Origin of the sequence: Rhizobium sp. BK060 (genome assembly GCF_014193145.1) — a bacterium.
Taxonomy (GTDB): domain Bacteria; phylum Pseudomonadota; class Alphaproteobacteria; order Rhizobiales; family Rhizobiaceae; genus Rhizobium.
Genome location: NZ_JACHYW010000008.1, coordinates 82,194 through 100,336 on the forward strand (window position 1 = coordinate 82,194; position 18,143 = coordinate 100,336).

19 protein-coding genes are annotated in these 18,143 nt (G+C 61.1%); 2 read left to right on the forward strand and 17 right to left on the reverse strand.

Annotation, left to right across the window (positions count from 1 at the left end; genetic code table 11):
- Nucleotides 1-36: 36 nt before the first annotated feature.
- From FHT71_RS10970 to FHT71_RS11015, 10 genes are all read right to left on the reverse strand, one after another.
- A complete protein-coding gene (locus FHT71_RS10970; RefSeq protein WP_007796938.1) occupies nt 37-444 on the reverse strand; it encodes a F0F1 ATP synthase subunit epsilon in 408 nt (135 codons plus the stop codon).
- The gene (locus FHT71_RS10975; RefSeq protein ID WP_007796940.1) at nt 444-680 is read right to left on the reverse strand and encodes a hypothetical protein; all 237 of its coding nucleotides are present in this window, start codon (nt 678-680) and stop codon (nt 444-446) included. Before FHT71_RS10975 ends, FHT71_RS10970 begins: the two co-directional genes overlap by 1 nt.
- Nucleotides 680-2,128: a F0F1 ATP synthase subunit beta gene (atpD, locus tag FHT71_RS10980; protein WP_132588560.1), complete on the reverse strand. Its 1,449-nt coding sequence runs from the start codon at nt 2,126-2,128 to the stop codon at nt 680-682. The genes FHT71_RS10975 and atpD overlap by 1 nt, the downstream gene beginning before the upstream one ends.
- Before the next feature lie 23 nt (nt 2,129-2,151).
- Nucleotides 2,152-3,036: a F0F1 ATP synthase subunit gamma gene (locus FHT71_RS10985; protein ID WP_132588561.1), complete on the reverse strand. Its 885-nt coding sequence runs from the start codon at nt 3,034-3,036 to the stop codon at nt 2,152-2,154.
- Between the two features lie 24 nt (nt 3,037-3,060).
- The gene (gene atpA / locus FHT71_RS10990) at nt 3,061-4,590 is read right to left on the reverse strand and encodes a F0F1 ATP synthase subunit alpha (protein WP_007796947.1); all 1,530 of its coding nucleotides are present in this window, start codon (nt 4,588-4,590) and stop codon (nt 3,061-3,063) included.
- Entirely contained in the window at nt 4,590-5,150 is a 561-nt protein-coding gene (locus FHT71_RS10995; protein ID WP_132588562.1) for a F0F1 ATP synthase subunit delta, read from the reverse strand. The genes atpA and FHT71_RS10995 overlap by 1 nt, the downstream gene beginning before the upstream one ends.
- Nucleotides 5,151-5,410: 260 nt before the next feature.
- Nucleotides 5,411-5,800 carry a hypothetical protein gene (locus tag FHT71_RS11000; protein ID WP_007796951.1) on the reverse strand — a complete coding sequence of 130 codons (390 nt, stop codon included), beginning with the start codon at nt 5,798-5,800 and terminating at the stop codon, nt 5,411-5,413.
- 79 nt (nt 5,801-5,879) lie between these two features.
- The gene (locus tag FHT71_RS11005; RefSeq protein ID WP_132588563.1) at nt 5,880-8,096 is read right to left on the reverse strand and encodes a primosomal protein N'; all 2,217 of its coding nucleotides are present in this window, start codon (nt 8,094-8,096) and stop codon (nt 5,880-5,882) included.
- Between the two features lie 60 nt (nt 8,097-8,156).
- Nucleotides 8,157-9,293, reverse strand: a complete 1,137-nt coding sequence (locus tag FHT71_RS11010) for an AAA family ATPase (protein WP_132588564.1) — start codon at nt 9,291-9,293, stop codon at nt 8,157-8,159.
- Between the two features lie 21 nt (nt 9,294-9,314).
- The gene (locus FHT71_RS11015) at nt 9,315-10,262 is read right to left on the reverse strand and encodes a 1-acyl-sn-glycerol-3-phosphate acyltransferase (protein WP_132588565.1); all 948 of its coding nucleotides are present in this window, start codon (nt 10,260-10,262) and stop codon (nt 9,315-9,317) included.
- A gap of 142 nt (nt 10,263-10,404) precedes the next feature.
- Here FHT71_RS11015 and FHT71_RS11020 point away from each other — a divergent pair, with 142 nt between their 5' ends.
- Nucleotides 10,405-11,340: a tyrosine recombinase XerC gene (locus FHT71_RS11020; RefSeq protein ID WP_007796962.1), complete on the forward strand. Its 936-nt coding sequence runs from the start codon at nt 10,405-10,407 to the stop codon at nt 11,338-11,340.
- Nucleotides 11,341-11,421: 81 nt separating this feature from the next.
- Nucleotides 11,422-12,501 carry a TraB/GumN family protein gene (locus FHT71_RS11025; protein ID WP_132588566.1) on the forward strand — a complete coding sequence of 360 codons (1,080 nt, stop codon included), beginning with the start codon at nt 11,422-11,424 and terminating at the stop codon, nt 12,499-12,501.
- On the opposite strand, the gene FHT71_RS11030 is transcribed toward FHT71_RS11025, so the two are convergent.
- The 7 genes from FHT71_RS11030 to FHT71_RS11060 form a co-directional block, all read right to left on the reverse strand.
- Entirely contained in the window at nt 12,498-13,001 is a 504-nt protein-coding gene (locus FHT71_RS11030) for a cytochrome b/b6 domain-containing protein (RefSeq protein ID WP_007796967.1), read from the reverse strand. The genes FHT71_RS11025 and FHT71_RS11030 overlap by 4 nt on opposite strands.
- A 96-nt stretch (nt 13,002-13,097) precedes the next feature.
- Nucleotides 13,098-14,504 carry a dihydrolipoyl dehydrogenase gene (lpdA, locus tag FHT71_RS11035; protein WP_183719673.1) on the reverse strand — a complete coding sequence of 469 codons (1,407 nt, stop codon included), beginning with the start codon at nt 14,502-14,504 and terminating at the stop codon, nt 13,098-13,100.
- A 26-nt stretch (nt 14,505-14,530) separates the two neighbouring features.
- Nucleotides 14,531-15,169, reverse strand: a complete 639-nt coding sequence (locus FHT71_RS11040; protein WP_007796971.1) for a LysE family transporter — start codon at nt 15,167-15,169, stop codon at nt 14,531-14,533.
- Nucleotides 15,170-15,189: 20 nt separating this feature from the next.
- Entirely contained in the window at nt 15,190-15,942 is a 753-nt protein-coding gene (locus tag FHT71_RS11045) for an SDR family oxidoreductase (RefSeq protein WP_132588568.1), read from the reverse strand.
- Entirely contained in the window at nt 15,939-16,463 is a 525-nt protein-coding gene (locus tag FHT71_RS11050) for a hypothetical protein (RefSeq protein ID WP_245505415.1), read from the reverse strand. Before FHT71_RS11050 ends, FHT71_RS11045 begins: the two co-directional genes overlap by 4 nt.
- 78 nt (nt 16,464-16,541) lie before the next feature.
- Complete coding sequence (gene odhB / locus FHT71_RS11055) at nt 16,542-17,795, reverse strand: 2-oxoglutarate dehydrogenase complex dihydrolipoyllysine-residue succinyltransferase (RefSeq protein WP_132588570.1); 1,254 nt, start codon at nt 17,793-17,795, stop codon at nt 16,542-16,544.
- A gap of 29 nt (nt 17,796-17,824) precedes the next feature.
- A complete protein-coding gene (locus FHT71_RS11060) occupies nt 17,825-18,142 on the reverse strand; it encodes a YciI family protein (RefSeq protein ID WP_007796982.1) in 318 nt (105 codons plus the stop codon).
- Between the last annotated feature and the right edge of the window lies 1 nt (nt 18,143).

An 18,143-nucleotide genomic window follows, 5' to 3' on the forward strand; every position in this document is an offset into this window, starting at 1 on the left:
GAAAGGCCGCTTCCAATTAGCGGAATGTGGAGCCGATCAATCCTGGGTGATCACACCCCGCAGGTGCGTCAGTTCCATGATGTAGTGTTCCAGACGCGATTTGTGCTCGTGATGCACGGCGTCTGCGATCTCTCTCTGTGCCGCTTCGATGCGAAGCGTCAGTTCGTCCTTCGAGAGATCCTGAACGATGACGGCGGACTCCGCCAACAGCGTGCAGCCGGTCGGCAGAATGTCGGCGAAGCCGCCAAAAACCACGTAGTCCTGCTTCGAGCCATTGGCCGAACGAACGCTGACGATACCCGGCTTGATGGTCGTCATCGCCGGGGCGTGGTTGGCCATAACGGTCATCTCGCCGTCGGTTGCCGGAATGACAACTTCGGTCACCATCTCCGAAAGGAGCAGGCGCTCGGGAGACACGAGTTCAAAATTGAAATTGTCAGCCATCAGTGACTTACCTTCTCGGCGGCTTCTGTATCTTGCAAATTGGTCCCGCAGAACGGGCAGTGCACTATCGCCTGATCAAGATATCCAAGACCTTCCTCGGTCTGGATCAATCCCACCACCATCATCAGCTTGCCATCGTCCGATCTATAGATCGTCGGCGCTGCCGGAGCGGGAAGCTCTGCTGCGACTTCCCGAAGGGCGTCGCAGCAGAAGATCTCGTTGTGAGCCTCGCTCATCAGGCAGCTGCGGACAGCTTCTTGGCCTTCTCGATGGCTTCGTCGATCGAGCCGACCATGTAGAAGGCAGCTTCCGGCAGGTGGTCGTATTCGCCGTTGACCAGGCCCTTGAAGCCCTTGATCGTGTCTTCGAGCGCGACGAGCTTGCCTGGCGAACCGGTGAAGACTTCAGCAACGAAGAACGGCTGCGACAGGAAGCGCTCGATCTTACGGGCACGGGCAACGGCCAGCTTGTCCTCTTCGGACAGTTCGTCCATGCCAAGGATGGCGATGATGTCCTGCAGAGCCTTGTACCGCTGCAGCGTCGACTGAACCTTACGAGCCACTTCGTAGTGCTCTTCGCCGACAACGATCGGGTCGAGCATACGCGAGGTGGAGTCGAGCGGATCGACGGCCGGGTAGATACCCTTTTCAGCGATCGAGCGCGACAGAACGGTCGTTGCGTCCAGGTGGGCGAACGAGGTTGCCGGAGCCGGGTCGGTCAAGTCGTCGGCAGGAACGTAAATGGCCTGAACCGAGGTGATCGAGCCGGTCGTCGTGGTCGTGATGCGCTCCTGCATCTGGCCCATATCCGTGGCGAGCGTCGGCTGATAGCCCACGGCCGACGGAATACGGCCAAGTAGAGCCGACACTTCGGAACCTGCCTGCGTGAAGCGGAAGATGTTGTCGACGAAGAAAAGAACGTCCTGGCCCTGGTCGCGGAAGTTTTCAGCAACCGTCAGACCGGTCAGAGCCACACGAGCGCGGGCGCCAGGCGGTTCGTTCATCTGGCCGTAAACGAGGGCAGCCTTGGAGCCTTCGCCGCCGCCATGCTTGTTGACGCCGGATTCGATCATTTCGTGGTAAAGATCGTTGCCTTCGCGGGTGCGCTCACCCACGCCAGCAAAGACCGAGTAACCACCGTGCGCCTTAGCGACGTTGTTGATCAGTTCCATAATGAGAACGGTCTTGCCGACGCCGGCGCCGCCGAAGAGGCCGATCTTGCCGCCCTTTGCGTAAGGGGCGAGAAGGTCGACGACCTTGATGCCGGTGACGAGGATCTGCGCTTCCGTCGACTGATCGACGTAAGCCGGAGCGTCCTGGTGGATGGCGCGCTTGGAGGCGGTGACCAGCGGACCAGCTTCGTCAACCGGCTCACCGATGACGTTCATGATACGGCCAAGCGTTTCCGGGCCAACCGGAACGGCGATCGGTGCACCGGTGTCCGAAACGGACTGACCGCGAACCAGACCTTCGGTCGAGTCCATGGCGATGGTGCGAACTACGTTCTCGCCGAGGTGCTGCGCAACTTCGAGAACCAGGCGGTTGCCGCCGTTGCTCGTTTCAAGCGCGTTCAAAATCGCCGGCAGTTCGCCTTCGAAAGCAACGTCCACGACTGCGCCGATAACCTGCGTGACCTTGCCGGCAGAGCCTGCCGCAGTCTTCTTGGGGGTAGCTGCCTTAGCCATCTTCTTACCCTCTTTCCCTAACCTCAGAGCGCTTCCGCGCCCGAAATGATTTCAATGAGTTCCTTGGTGATCTGAGCCTGACGCTGACGGTTGTAGTTGAGCGTCAGCTTATTGATCATTTCACCAGCGTTGCGCGTCGCATTGTCCATCGCGCTCATCTTGGCGCCCATTTCGCCGGCGACGTTCTCAAGGAGCGCGCGGAAGATCTGGACGGAGATGTTGCGCGGGATCAGATCCTCGAGGATCGATGCCGGATCCGGCTCGTATTCGTAGACCGCGCCAGCGTGCGCCGCATCTTCGACAACGGCCGTAGGAGCCGATGCCGGGATGAGCTGCTGTGCCGTCGGAACCTGCGAAATCACCGACTTGAATTCGGAGTAGAACAACGTGCAGACGTCGAACTCGTCGGCTTCGAACATCTCGATGATGCGCTTGCCGATCTGATCGGCATTCTCGAAACCGACCTTCTTCACCTCACGCAATTCCTTTCGCTCGACGATGAGCGAAGCGAATTCACGGCGCAGAACGTCGTAACCCTTCTTGCCGACGGTAAAGATCTTGACGGTCTTGCCTTCGGCGAGAAGCTTGCGAGCGTGATCGCGCGCAAAACGCGAGATCTGCGAGTTGAAGCCGCCGCACAGGCCACGTTCGGCGGTGCAGACGACCAGCAGGTGAACCTGGTCCTTGCCGTTGCCCGTCATCAGAGCCGGCGCACCGTCGGCCTCCGTCATCGCACCAGCGATGTTTGCCAGAACGGCACCCATGCGCTGCGAGTACGGGCGGGCGGCCTCGGCCGCCTCCTGGGCACGCCGAAGCTTCGCCGCGGCGACCATTTTCATCGCCTTGGTGATCTTCTGCGTCGCCTTGACGGAGGCGATCCGGTTTTTCAGATCCTTAAGTGAAGGCATCCGTTATCCGTCCTTTGGGTCCGATTAGGCGAAGGACTTCGCGAAGCTATCGATGGCAGCCGTGAGCTTGCCCTTCGTATCGTCGCTGATTGCCTTGTCCGTGCGGATCGTGTCGAGGATAGCCGAGCCTTCCGAGCGAAGGTACGACAGCAGGCCCTGCTCGAACTTGCCGACCTGTGCGACTGGGATCTTGTCGAGGTAGCCGTTAACGCCGGCGAAGATCACCGCAACCTGCTCTTCCGTCTTCAGCGGCGAGAACTGCGGCTGCTTCAGGAGTTCGGTGAGGCGTGCACCGCGGTTCAGCAGGCGCTGCGTCGAGGCATCGAGGTCGGAGCCGAACTGAGCGAAGGCGGCCATTTCGCGATACTGGGCGAGTTCGCCCTTGATCGAGCCGGCGACCTGCTTCATCGCCTTGACCTGAGCGGCGGAGCCGACGCGGGAAACCGACAGACCGACGTTAACGGCCGGACGGATACCCTGATAGAACAGGTCGGTTTCGAGGAAGATCTGGCCGTCGGTGATCGAGATCACGTTGGTCGGAATGAAGGCCGAAACGTCGTTGCCCTGGGTTTCGATGACGGGCAGAGCCGTCAGAGAGCCAGCGCCCTTTTCGTCGGAGAGCTTTGCAGCGCGCTCGAGGAGACGCGAGTGCAGGTAGAAAACGTCGCCCGGATAAGCTTCGCGACCCGGCGGACGGCGCAGCAGCAGCGACATCTGGCGGTAAGCAACAGCCTGCTTGGACAGGTCGTCATAACCGATCAGCGCGTGCTGACCGTTGTCACGGAAGTATTCGCCCATCGTGCAGCCGGCGAACGGTGCCAGGTACTGCATCGGAGCAGGATCGGAAGCCGTTGCGGCAACGACGATCGAGTACTTCATTGCGCCGCGTTCTTCGAGAACCTTGACGAACTGGGCAACAGTCGAACGCTTCTGGCCGATAGCGACGTAGACGCAGAACAGCTTCTCGCTGTCCGGGCCGTTGTCGTGGATAGCCTTCTGGTTCAGGATCGTGTCGAGAATGATCGCGGTCTTGCCGGTCTGGCGGTCACCAATGACGAGCTCGCGCTGGCCACGGCCGACCGGGATGAGCGCGTCGATAGCCTTGAGGCCAGTCGACATCGGCTCATGAACCGACTTGCGCGGAATGATGCCCGGAGCCTTGACGTCAACGCGCGCGCGGCGCGTCGAATTGATCGGGCCCTTGCCGTCGATCGGGTTGCCGAGAGCATCGACAACGCGGCCGAGCAGCTCCGGACCAACCGGAACGTCAACGATGGCGCCGGTCCGCTTGACGGTGTCGCCTTCCTTGATGTCGCGGTCCGAACCGAAAATAACAACACCAACGTTGTCCGATTCCAGGTTCAGCGCCATGCCACGGATGCCACCGGGGAACTCGACCATTTCGCCTGCCTGAACATTGTCCAGACCGTAAACGCGAGCGATACCGTCACCGACGGAGAGAACCTGACCGACTTCCGAGACTTCTGCCTCTTTGCCGAAGTTTTTGATCTGGTCCTTGAGAATTGCGGAAATTTCCGCAGCGCGGATATCCATCAGCCGACCTCTTTCAATGCAAGCTTAAGGGTAGAGAGTTTCGTACGAAGAGACGTATCAATCTGACGGGACCCGACCTTCACGATCAGACCACCAAGAATTGACGGATCAACCGTGACGGCAATCGCCACGTCCTTGCCGGTGACGCCCTTGAGCGCCGCCTTCAATTCGGTTTCCTGCGCTGCATCAAGCGCATGGGCCGAGGTTACCTCGGCAGTGATTTCGCCACGCTGGCTTGCGGCGATGATGCGAAAGGCCTTGATCATGCCCGGGAGGGCAAAGAGGCGGCGGTTACGCGCCACGACCTTCAGGAAATTTGCGAAGAAGCCGCTAATTCCAGCCTTCTCACTGATGGTAACGATCGCCTTGAGCTGGTCGTCGGCCGAGAAAACAGGGCTCGAAACGAAACGCTTCAGGTCGTCGCTCTCGTCGAGCATCGCCTGGAACCGGTCGAGATCCTTGGTGACGCTTTCGACGGCGCCCTGCTCGAGCGCCAGATCGAACAGCGACGAGGCATAGCGCTCTGCAACACCAGAAGTAAGCTGGGATGTGTCTGCCACTGGCCCAAATTTCCCTGATTTCAACTCAAGAATCCGGTCGCCGGCGGGCGCCTGACCTAGGATCTTGAATTCGTTATGATTTCCCCCAGAAATCGCAAGAGAAGCCTCTTGCTTCTTCCGAAATTCGGGGTCCGTCTAACATAGGATGTTCGGACTCGCAACACGCGTAACGCCCGAATACGGCTTTCCCATCGATTTCTAACGCAAAAATGCTCAAAGCCCAGCAACAAAGAGCTCGGCACGAGAGATATCCGCTCAACTCAAGCGGAAAAGAAACCGAAAACATAGGCGAGTGGCAGTGCTGCCAAAACGATTTGCACAACCAGAAGTAAATAGTTGAGAATTGCGCTCCCCTTATCTGAAAGGAGCGAGATGATCCGCGCAAACGCCGCCATGGCGAAGGACGCGCCAAGCGCCATGTAGATCCAGTTCTGCGCCAGCATAATGGCCGAAAGACCGAAGCCGAGATAGAAGCCGCCGACGGATCGTTGTTCGGCATATCCGTCACGCCGGCCCTCGCGCGGCATGAGGCCGAACAGCCGCATCGCATAGCCTGGTGCAAACATGATGACAAAGCCCGCCAGCGCCGTGAATGTGGCTGCTGCGAAAGCGAGCTGTTCGCCCAACTCCGTTGGAAAATAAAAATCCATTCGACCGACCCCGAATCCCCTGCTTCGCCGTCCTTATGGCATGATTGCCGTACCCGGCAAAAGCCCGTCGGAACACCATCTACAGGAAGCTTTGCGGGTCCACATCGAGCTGCACATGCACCGACCCGCGCTCCTTCGGCGCTTGCGCAAGCATGGCCCTGAGAAACGCTTGCATGTCTGAATTCCGCCGCCCATGCACGAGAAGCCGGAAACGATAGCGGCCTCGAACCAGCGCAAGCGGCGCTTCCGCAGGCCCGAGCACGGAAATGCCGGAAACATTGGGGGCGGCGTTTCGAATGCCGCGGGCGTGGTTTTCCGCATCGTGGCGGGTTTCCGCCGAGACGATGATCGACGCCAGCCGCCCGAACGGCGGCAGGATGGCACGCTCGCGCTCGGCTATCTCGCGCTCGTAAAAGGCGCTGGCGTCGCCCGACACGATCGCCTGCATGACGGGATGTTGCGGCTGGTAGGTTTGTAACAGGCCGTGGCTCTTCAGGCCGGTACGGCCGGCGCGGCCCGTGACCTGCGACAAGAGCTGAAAGGTGCGCTCGGCAGCGCGCGGATCGCCATTGGCAAGCCCGAGATCGGCATCGACGATGCCGACTAGCGTCATCAGCGGGAAGTTATGACCCTTGGCGACAAGCTGCGTGCCGATGACGATATCAGCTTCTCCCTTCGCGATGGCCTCGAGCTCGAGCCGCAGCCGCTTGACGCCGCCCATCATGTCGGACGAGAGCACGATCGTTCGCGCTTCAGGAAAATGGCGCTCCACCTCTTCGGCGATGCGCTCGACACCCGGCCCGCATGCAACGAGGTGATCGAACGTGCCGCATTCCGGGCAGGCTTCGGGCGTCCGCTCGGCATGACCGCACTGATGGCATTGCAATTGTCTCTTAAACCGGTGCTCGACGAGCCAACTGGAACACTGCGGGCACTGGAAGCGGTGGCCGCAGACGCGGCAGAGCGTTAGTGGGGCATAGCCCCGCCGGTTGAGAAAGAGAAGCGCCTGCTGCTGCTTTTCGATCGTCTTGCCGATCGCCCGGATCAGGACAGGCGACAGGAAGCCGCCGCGCTCGGGCGCATGGCGACGCATGTCGATAAGGTGCAGATCCGGCAACGCTGCATCGCCGAAACGGGTGGGCATGTGAATGGTGCTGTAACGCCCGCTCTGCCCATTGACCTGGCTCTCGACCGAGGGCGTGGCGGACACGAGAACCACGGGGAAATCGCCAATGCGAGCGCGTACGACCGCCATGTCGCGCGCATTGTAATAGACACGGTCCTCCTGCTTGTACGCCGGGTCGTGCTCTTCATCGACGATGATGAGGCCAAGATCCTCGAACGGCAGAAACAGCGCCGAACGCGCGCCGGCAACGACGCGAACCTCGCCCGTGACTGCCTGACGCCAGACCTTTTCGCGGGTGCGTGGTGCCAGGTCGGAATGCCATTCGGCGGGCTTTGCGCCGAAGCGATCCTGAAATCGCTCCAAAAAGCTCGCCGTCAGCGCGATCTCCGGCAAGAGGATCAGCACCTGCTTGCCGCGCTTCAGTGTTTCCGCGATCGCCTCGAAATAGACTTCCGTTTTTCCCGAACCGGTGACGCCGTCGATCAGCGAGACCGCGAACTCACCCTTTCGAACTTCGGCGAGAATCTCGTCTGCGGCGTCCTTCTGCGGGCCTTCAAGCCGTGCTGACACGAAATCTGGATCCGGTTTGGCGACCACCGGCGGCGGCGGCAGGAACACCGTCTCGAAAACACCCTGGCTGACTAGGCCGTCGACCACGCTTGTCGAGACGCCGGCGGCATGCGCAAGCCCGCTTCGCGTCCATGACAGACCATCACCGGCGATATCAAGCACACGGGCGCGTGCCGACGTCATCCGCTCCGGCTCGCCGCCGACGAAGCGCAGTCCTTCCACCATCGGCTCCGGCTCGAAGGCGTTGGGTGCGCGCAGCGCCATACGCGCCACGAGACCAGGGGGCGAAAGTGTGTAACTCGCCACCCAGTCGATGAAATCGCGCATCTCCTTGGTCAGCGGCGGGCAATCGAAGACATGGCTGATCGGCCTGAGCTTCTTCGGATCGACACCGTCTTGGCCGCCATCCCAGACGACGCCGATCACCTGCCTCGGACCGAGCGGCACCTGTACGACCGAGCCCGGTTCGACCGCCATGCCCTCCGGCACGGCATAGGAATAGGGCTTCGGCGCAGGCATGGGAACGAGCACCGGAACCGTGCGGTTGGCCGGCGGCGTCTCAAACAGCGCTCCAAAGAGATCGGACGAATCTGTGCTCATCGGGCGAGACCATGCCCGGATCGGCTTAAAAAGAAAACCTGGAACATGATCCGCGCTGTCTCACTCGTTCTCGTCGATGACGCCGGTGAGCCGCATTCCTTCAATCCAGGTGGCACCGTCCTGCCGCACGACATGGCGGGCGCGTGCACCGCATCGCTCGCACACGGCAGCCGCCAGCGGCTCGGAGTGGGTGACGATCCAGATCTGGCTGCTTCGCGCCGCGTCCGCGATCATGTCGGCCAGCGGCAGCAGCATGTCCGGATGCAGGCTTGCCTCCGGTTCGTTCAGTGCAATCAGCGGCGGCAGACGATATGACATCAGCGCGGCCGCAAGCCCCAGAAAGCGGATCTGCCCGTCCGACAGCTCGCGCGGCTGAAACACACGGTTCGCAAATTCCGGGAAGGAAAGGCCGAACTCCGCCGTCTCCTCGGGCAGCGGCACGACAAGCCGCGCACCGCCGAGGGCGGCGACGACGGCCCGATCGAGATCGACGGTATCTTCACGCGTATGTACAAGCGTCGCGAAGACTGCGGCAATGTTGGCGCCATCCTCGTCCAAAAGCGGCGCTGTGACGGCAAGACAGGGGGCGCGCAGCGGCGAAGAGCGGTCCGTGCGGAAGCCGTGAAAGAAGCGCCAGCCGTCGATCGCACGCCGAAATGTTCCGATCTCGGGATAGTGGCCGGCATCGCCGAGCAGCGCGATTGCCGTTTCCGAGGTCAGCGCCTGCTCAGGATAGTCCTGCATCCGCCCATTCTGGTCGCGAACCGAGATGGCGGGGCCAGCGCGCTTCATTATCGTGACCGGTCGCGTCCCCGTCTCGATCGAAAGCTCTTCGGCCTTGATCTGCGGCTCGAAGGGAAACCCTGCCGCAGCGCTCGGCGGCCGCAAGCCGGCTTCGACACGATAGCGGAAGGTGATCGCCCTTTCCTCGTCGAGAAGTTCGGTTTCCAGACGGATACGGAACGGCCCGTCGGCGTCCCGTCGCGGCCCGGACCAGAGCGCCGAGAACATGCCACCTTCTGCAGCGATCTCATGCGCCAGGCGCCCGCGCGTTGCCGCCTGGATAAGCTGCAGCGCGCGGTAGAGGTTGGACTTCCCGACCCCATTCTCACCGATGAATAGATTGATGCCCGAAAGATCCATGCGGATCGATCGCAAGGACCGGTAGTTCTGGGCAAACATCGAGCGGAGCAGCATGCCTCGCTTTAACCTATCCGGTCAGGGAATTGAATGGGCGCCGGCCAGCACCGGCTCGGCCGGTCGGACCAGAGGCACGAACTGCGCGTCGTCATCCATATCGAGGGCGCGCGCCGTATGGTCTTCCAATGCCTTGGTCACCTCGTTGATGTCGCCGTCGAGATGCTCCACCGGGATCAGGTTGCCGACCACGAAGTCGAACCGGTCGCCGCGCTTGTTCAGAAGCTCGTGAAAGACGGTCATATCCCTGAGCTCCGTTGACCACTTTGCGAGCCAGTAGAAGAGGCCCGAATTCCGTGCCGTCATATGCACCGGCAGGATCGGCAGGTTGTACTTGCGGGCAAGCCCGACAGCCGAGGTTTTCCACGGACGCTCGTTCAGCCGTCCGTTCGCCCAATAGGCAATCCGCCCGGACGGAAAGAGAACCGTTGCCTTGCCTTCCCTGACCGCACGGTTGGTGATCAGCAGCGTCTCACGGGTCTTGAGCTTGCTCTTATACTCTTCCCGCCATTCGACCGGAATAATGACCTCGGCAAAACGCGGATTGACACGTATGGCATCGCGGTTGGCGAACACCATCATGTCGGGCCGCTTGTTCTTCAAGAGATCGAAGACGGCCACCCCATCGGCAATGCCGGTCGGATGGTTGCTGACGAGGATGAAGCCGCCGGTATCAGGAATGCGTTCACCATGCCTGACATTGATCTCGAGCTTCAACAGGTTGCTCATGTACTCGAAGCACTGGAAGCCTGGCATGTTCGCGACGTCGTTGGCGAAGCTGATGGCCCTGTTGTAGCGCAGGAGCGTATGGAGAAAGGGCCGCATGATCGGCCAGAACGGGTGCTTGACGATTCTCTGTCCGCGCTCGGCGATCAACGTGTCAACGATATGTCCCGGCTTGCCATGGGAAACGAGGGCAATCGCTTCCGCGAATTGTCCGAAAGCGGTCGTGGGGTGGCGCCGTGGCATGCAAGATCCTGCGTCGTTGGGAAACCAGTTACGTCGATTAATATGATGGAACCATGACAACCACTTGGGCGGTATTAGCAATTCCATAACTGTCGGTCCTTCAGAATTGGCAGCCGGATTGGCAAATTCAAGGGCCAGACACGTGAACGAACTCCTGATCATCGCCGACCCGCGCCTGATGGCGGAACGCACCGCCTGGCTCGACAGCCTGGCCAGCGAGCGCCGCCTTTCCGAGCATACGCTCGATGCCTACGAGCGCGACACGCGCCAGTTCCTTACCTTCCTGACCGGTCATCTCGCGGGACCCGCAACGCTGAAGGATATCCATGCGCTGCGGCCCGCCGACTTCCGCGCATTCCTCGCCGCACGTCGCAAAGAGGGATCCGGACCCCGCTCGCTCGGCCGCAATCTCGCCGGTTTACGCTCACTGCTGCGTTACCTCGAAAAAAAGGGGCTGGTGAATGCAGCCGGCGCCGGTGCGATCCGCTCGCCGAAGCAGCCGAAGTCGCTGCCGAAGCCACTTTCCGACAGGCAGGCCATCACCGTCGTCAGCGACGAAGCGCAGCTACACGAAGAGCCCTGGATCGCGGCACGCGACGCCGCCGTTTTCACCCTGCTCTATGGCTGCGGCTTGCGCATCTCCGAAGCGCTCGATCTGACGCCTGACGACTTCAACCGGGGAGCGGCGACGCTGCGCATTACCGGCAAGGGCAACAAGACCCGCCTCGTGCCGCTGCTTACCATCGTCTTCGAGGCAGTCGAGAAATACCGGTCGTTATGTCCCTATCATCTTGAAGGCAACGAGCCTCTCTTCCGCGGCGCGCGCGGCGGCAAGCTGCAGGCGGCGATCATCCAGCGCACGATGCAGAAGATGCGAAGTGCCTTCGGCCTGCCCGAGACAGCGACACCGCACGCGCTGCGGCACTCCTTCGCGACCCATCTTCTGGCGGGCGGCGGCGACCTACGAACCATTCAGGAATTGCTCGGCCACGCCAGCCTTTCCACCACCCAGGTCTACACCGGTGTGGATTCATCCCGTCTGCTGGAAGTTTACGACCGCGCCCATCCTCGGGCGTAATCTTTTGTTAACGGCTTCTCTTAAAGGAATATCCGCACGCGAAGCGTAAAGTTTGGCGATCACAGTGACCGGAACACCATCATGACGATTTCCATCGGCCACCGCAGCCTGCACATCGCATCGCCGGGCAATCTCCTGCTTTGGCTGATCGCTGCATTTCACATGCTGCTCGCTGCAACGCTGATCGCCGTGCTGTTCTCGGTCTCACCGGCAGCTGCCGCAGAAGACGCCAGCTGCACTGGCCGCAACATCCTCACCGATCTCAAGCAGCGCGACCCAGCCCGCTACGCCGAAGCGGTCAAGGAAGCGGACGCCGTGCCGAACGGCAAGGGCATTTTCTGGAAGATCGAAAAGCCGGGCGTGAATCCGTCTTGGCTGCTCGGCAGCATGCATGTCACCGATCCACGCGTGCTGACGCTCCCGCCGCGCACGCAGGCGGCCCACGATGGTGCCGACACCATCGTGATCGAATCCGACGAGATCCTCGACGAGAAAAAGGCTTCCGCCGCTCTGCTGATGAAGCCGGAGCTGATGATGTTCACCGATGGGACGACGATCGAAAAGCTCCTGTCCCACGACGACTATGTTCGTCTGGAGGAAGGTCTGAAGCAGCGCGGCATCCCGCTTGCCGCGGTCTCGCGCATGCGCCCCTGGATGATATCGAGCGTCGTTGCCCTGCCCAGCTGCGAAATGGCCCGCAAGGCGAAGGGCGTAAAGTTCCTTGACCAGAAGATCGCCGCGGACGCCGTTGCCGAGGGCAAGCAGGTCAAGGGTCTGGAAACTCTTGCCGAGCAGCTGCAGGCAATGGCCGAGCTGCCGACCGAATTCCACATGAAGTCGCTGATCGAGACGCTGGCCTTGGGCTCCAGGATGAACGACGTGGTGGAGACCATGACCGATCTCTACCTCTCCGGCGATATCGGCATGACCATTCCGATGCTGAAGACCGTCTCGCCTGACGGTAAGGACGAGGACGGCGACTACGCCGCCTTCGAGCAACGCATCATTCTCGACCGCAACAAGGTGATGGCCGAGCGTGCAGCCCCGATCCTTGCCAATGGCAACGTCTTCATGGCCGTCGGCGCCCTGCATCTGCCGGGCGAAGGCGGCGTGATTGAACTGTTGCGCAAGCAGGGCTTCACGGTGACGGCCGTCAACTAGCTCCCGACGGTCATTCGCCTGAGAACATTGGTCTTCCAGTAGAACTGATGGGCGAGCGCGCCAGCGACATGCGCGGTGATCACGGCCCACAGGACCGCCTTGAAGATACCACCATGAAGCTCGCCGGAAATATTGACCCCTAGATAGTACGCCGCCATGCCGGTCAGCGGCAGGAGGAAGATCAGCAGGTAGAGCGCGGCATGTGCGACCTTGGCGCCAATCCGGAATATCTTCGGTTCCGCCGCCGGCTCAGCGGGCGCACCCTGAAAAAGGCGCAAGCAAACACGAAGGATTGCCAGAATGAGAATACCGATGCCGACATAGGCATGCACATTGGCAGATGCAACCTGATCAACCGATGGGATGCCACCCCGACGGACCGTCCGGTTCCAAGCGTTCATACCATCTGGAAAGAGCAGGTTGAAAAAGATCATGAGCGCCATCACCCAATGCAGCAACCTCTGCGGCAGGCTATATGCATCACGAGAATCGGTAGGCATGTCTCTATCCTCAAAACAGCAATTAGAACTGTTCTAAGGTAAATGGGCCGCCTGCTGTGAAGCAAGCGGCCCGTCCCGTATTGCCAAAATTTAATATTACATATGGATCGGCTTGAAGAAGGCGGCGAGAGCCGCTTCCTTGACCGCTTCCGACATGGTCGGGTGCGCGTGGCACGTGCGGCCGAGATCTTCCGCGGAACCACCGAACTCCATCAGCACGGAGATCTCGTGGATCATCTCGCCCGCACCAAAGCCGACAATGTGGCCGCCGAGGACACGATCAGTTTCCTTGTCGGAAAGGATCTTCACGAAGCCATCGGTCGCCAGCATGGCGCGGGCACGACCGTTGGCCGTGAACGGGAACTTGCCGACCTTGTAGGCGACGCCTGCGGCCTTCAGCTCTTCCTCGGTCTTTCCGACGGAAGCGACCTCCGGCTGCGTGTAGACGACGCTCGGGATGACGTCGTAGTTCACATGGCCATGCTCGCCGGCGAGGATTTCGGCGAGTGCCACGCCTTCGTCTTCAGCCTTGTGGGCCAGCATCGGCCCCTTCACCACGTCGCCGATTGCGTAGATGCCGGGAACGTTCGTACGGAAATGACCGTCGATCTCGACGCGGCCACGGTTGTCGAGCTTGACGCCTGCTTCTTCAAGACCGAGGCCGGCCGTGTAAGGAATGCGGCCGGTCGCGATCAGAACGACCTCGGCTTCCAGCGTCTGCGCATCGCCACCCTTGACCGGCTCGAACGTTACCTTGGCACCCTTGCCGCCCTTTTCGACGCCCGTCACCTTGGAACTCAGGTTGATGGCCACGCCCTGCTTGACGAGCATCCGCTGGAATTGCTTGGAGACTTCGCCATCCATGCCGCCGAGAATTGTATCGAGATATTCGACAACGGTGACCTTGGCGCCGAGGCGCGACCAGACCGAACCGAGCTCGAGGCCGATGACGCCGCCGCCGACAACGATCATCGTTTCCGGCACTTTCTCGAGCACGATCGCGCCCGTCGAGGAAATGATCACCTTCTCGTCGATGTCAACCTTCACACCCGGAATGCCGGCCACGTCGGAGCCGGTGGCGATGACAATGTTCCTGCCTACGATTTCTTGCACCTTGCCGTCTTCGCCAGTCACGGAAACCTTGCCAGCCGATACGATCTTGCCGGTGCCCCGGAAGGCATCGATCTTGTTCTTCTTGAAGAGGAAGGCAACGCCGTCGACGTTCGACTTCACCGTCGCATCCTTGTGCGCCAGCATCTTTTCGAGATTCAGCTTCGGAGCGGCTACCTCGATGCCAAGCGCATCCATGCCGTGGCCGGCCTGATGGAACATTTCGGAGGCATGCAGCAGCGCCTTGGACGGGATGCAGCCGACGTTCAGGCAGGTGCCGCCGAAAGTCGCGCGCTTTTCAACGACAGCGACCTTGAGGCCAAGCTGCGCCGCCTTGATGGCGGCGACGTAGCCGCCGGGTCCGGTTCCGATAACGATCACATCGTAGGACATTGTTTCTTTCCCTTTTCGTTATTTGCTTAGTCAGCCGCGCGGGCGAGCGCGAGGCGGAATCCGAAGCCGACCAATGCGGCGCCGGTGATGCGGTTGAACCATTTGCCGCTTGCGATGAAGCGGTCGCGAATGGGCTTGACGGTGAAGAAGGTCGACACGCCGGCGAACCAGGCGACGAGCGCTGTGGCCATGCCGATGCCGTAGCTGAACTGGATCAGCGCCGGGGTATCGTGATGCACCAGCGTCGAGAACAGCGACAGGAAGAAGAGCACCGGCTTCGGATTGAGCGCGTTGGTGATGAAGCCCATGCCTAGGCATTCCAGCGCCGAGATCGGCTTGCGGTCTTCCTCCGTCACCTCGATTTCATTCACGTTGAAACCCGGCTCGCGGAACGATCTGATGCCGAGGTACACCAGATAGGCGACGCCTGCCCATTTGATCATGGCAAACAGCATCAGCGATTTGGAAACGATCAGGCCGAGGCCGAGGATCGTGTAGCTGATGTGAAACAGCAAAGAGAAACCCATGCCAAGGCCGGTCATGATAGCGGCACGACGGCCATGCACGATGCTCTGACGCAGGATGACGGCGAAGTCAGCGCCTGGCACAACGATGAAGATTGAAAAGACGGCCATCAGGCCGAGAAATTCGAGAGGATATTGCATGAGAAAATGGTCTCCGCGTCCTAACGGCCGCCGCTTACATTGAGTATGGCGCCCGTTATATAGGAAGCCGTCGGCGAAAGAAGGTAGAGGACCGCATCGGCGATTTCCTCCGCCGTACCGGGCCTTTGCATGGGGATGCTCGGCGCCAGGTCGCGCGCGCGGTTCGGCAGGCCGCCGGACGCATGAATGTCGGTATCGATGACGCCGGGACGGATGGCGTTCACACGCACGCCCTCGTTCGCCACTTCTCGTGAGAGACCGATGGTGAAGGTATCGATCGCGGCCTTCGACGCGGCGTAATCGACATACTGCGAGGCCGAACCCAGAACCGCTGCCATCGACGAGATGTTGACGATTACGCCGCCTTTACCGCCATGCTTCGACGACATTCGGCGGACGGCCTCGGCCGCGCAGAGAATCGAGCCGGTCACATTGATCCGCATCATCCGCTCAAGGCGTTCGACGCTCATCTCGTCGACGCGCTGCTGCGTATCGACGATGCCGGCATTGTTGACCAGTCCATCCAGCCGTCCGAAATGTCTGTCGACGGCCTGGAACATCAAAGTGATATCCTGCGCGCTTCCGACATCGCCCTTGATCGCGATAGCGTCGCCACCCTCAGCCTTGACATCGGAGACAACAGTGTCGGCAGCAGCGCGGTTCGCGGCGTAGTTCACCGCGACGTTCCAGCCCTGGCGGGCAGCAAGCCGGCAGACCGCAGCACCGATGCCCCGGCTGCCGCCGGTGACGAGAAGGACCGGTCGTTTTGTCATTTCGCGCACTCCTTGAATGCCAGGACGTCCCACGGCGCAACACTCGCCTTGTCGTTACCCCAGATCTGCGATCGGCGGATCGACGGACCGAGGCCTGGCAGAAAGACGCTGTCAGCGGCAGCCGCAGCTTCAGGCTGAAGGTTGTCGATCTCGCCCTTGGCGTTTGCGCCGTAGACTGTGCCCTGCCAAATTGTGCAGGCGTCAAGATCGGTGCCCGTCACGTCGCCGCCTGGGCATTTAAACATCAGGATACCGACGGCGCGCTCGGGATCGTCCGAGGGCATGACGTAGCCGTCGAGTTCGATCGAGGTTTTCAGCACTTTCAGCGTGAACCGGTTGCTGGCAGCCGCCGCTTCCGAATCGATCGGCGTGAAGCGCAGCTCGTAGGCGCCATCCCTGTCGGCATAGACAGCGCTCGCCTGCCGGCAATCGGAAGCGCCGACAGCGGCCGCAGGCAGCGCCAACAGAAACGCGAACGAAACCCCGACCCTGCCTTTGGCAAGGGGAGGCATGATCGTCATACGCCCTGTGGAAATTGCCAGCGACATCGCGCGCCCCGCCGAGGTGAAAAGGGCCGCTCATGCGGCCCAGTCGATTGCTTAGAGATCGAGAACCAGACGTTCCGGGTCTTCCAGGCTTTCCTTGACCCGAACGAGGAAGGTCACGGCTTCCTTACCGTCGACGATGCGGTGATCGTAGGAGAGCGCGAGATACATCATCGGACGGATGACGATCTGGCCGCCGACGACAACCGGACGGTCCTGGATCTTATGCATACCGAGGATACCGGACTGCGGAGCATTCAGGATCGGCGAGGACATCAGCGAACCGTAGACACCGCCGTTGGTGATCGTAAACGTGCCGCCCTGCATATCGGCCATCGAAAGCGAGCCGTCGCGAGCAGCCTTTGCCAGACGCGCCAGTTCCTTCTCGACTTCGGCAATCGACATCTGGTCGGCGTCACGAATAACAGGCACGACGAGACCCTTGTCCGTGCCGACGGCCATGCCGATGTGGCAGAAGTTCTTGTAGATGATGTCGGTGCCGTCGATCTCGGCGTTGACGGCCGGGAGCTCCTTCAGCGCATGCGTGATCGCCTTGGTGAAGAAGCCCATGAAGCCGAGCTTCACGCCATGCTTCTTTTCGAAGACGTCCTTGTACTTGGCGCGCAGATCCATGACGGCCTTCATGTCCACCTCGTTGTAGGTGGTCAGCATGGCGGCGGTGTTCTGTGCGTCCTTCAGGCGCTTGGCGATCGTCTGGCGCAGGCGCGTCATCTTCACGCGCTCTTCGCGAGCGGCGTCCTCGAGCGTCGACGGGCCGCGGGCAGCAGCCGGAACGGCAGGGGCCGCAGCGGCCGCCGGGGCGGAGATGCCCTTGGCAACAGCGGCGATCACGTCGCCCTTCAGAACCTGGCCGCGTTTGCCGCTGCCGTCGACCTGATCGGCCGACAGGCTGTTCTCGGCAAGCATCTTCGCAGCAGCCGGTGCCGGCGGCATGGCGGATGCGGAAGCAGCCGGCGCAGCAGCAGCGGCGACCAGTGCAGGTGCCGCGGCAGCAGGTTCGGCGGCCTTGGCAGGAGCGGCAGCAGGAGCCGGAGCAGCTGCAGCACCGGCGCCTGCGGCGATCTGGCCGAGCAGTGCGCCAAGACCGACGGTTTCGCCAGCCTGGGCAACGATTTCAGACAGCGTCCCCGAAGCGGGAGCCGGCACTTCGATGGTCACCTTGTCGGTTTCAAGCTCGAGAATCGGCTCGTCGGCCCTGATGGCGTCGCCGACCTTCTTGAACCAGGTACCGACGGTTGCCTCGCTGACGGATTCACCGAGAGTTGGAACGCGGATTTCTGTGGCCATTGTTCAAATCCTGATTTGCTTGTGTTCGTTTATTCGTTTCCGGCAACAGATGGCCGGAGAATGATCGAGGGCATTGGCAATATGTCAAAGCGAAAGCCGTAACCGGACTGGATGATCGGATCGGCATCGGCAAGCGCTTGCGCCGCCTTTTGATCCACTGCCGAAACGACTGCCATGCCCCAGGCTCCCTCACCTTCGAAGACGGGACCGACGGCAATCGCCGATCCCTCTTCTGCGTTTTGGTGCCAATAGGTCACATGGCGCTTCATCGCGGCCGTTTCCTCCCCGGTCGCATCATGCGGAAAACGGGGACGAGGCGGCACAAGTCTGAGGAAGAAATATGCCATC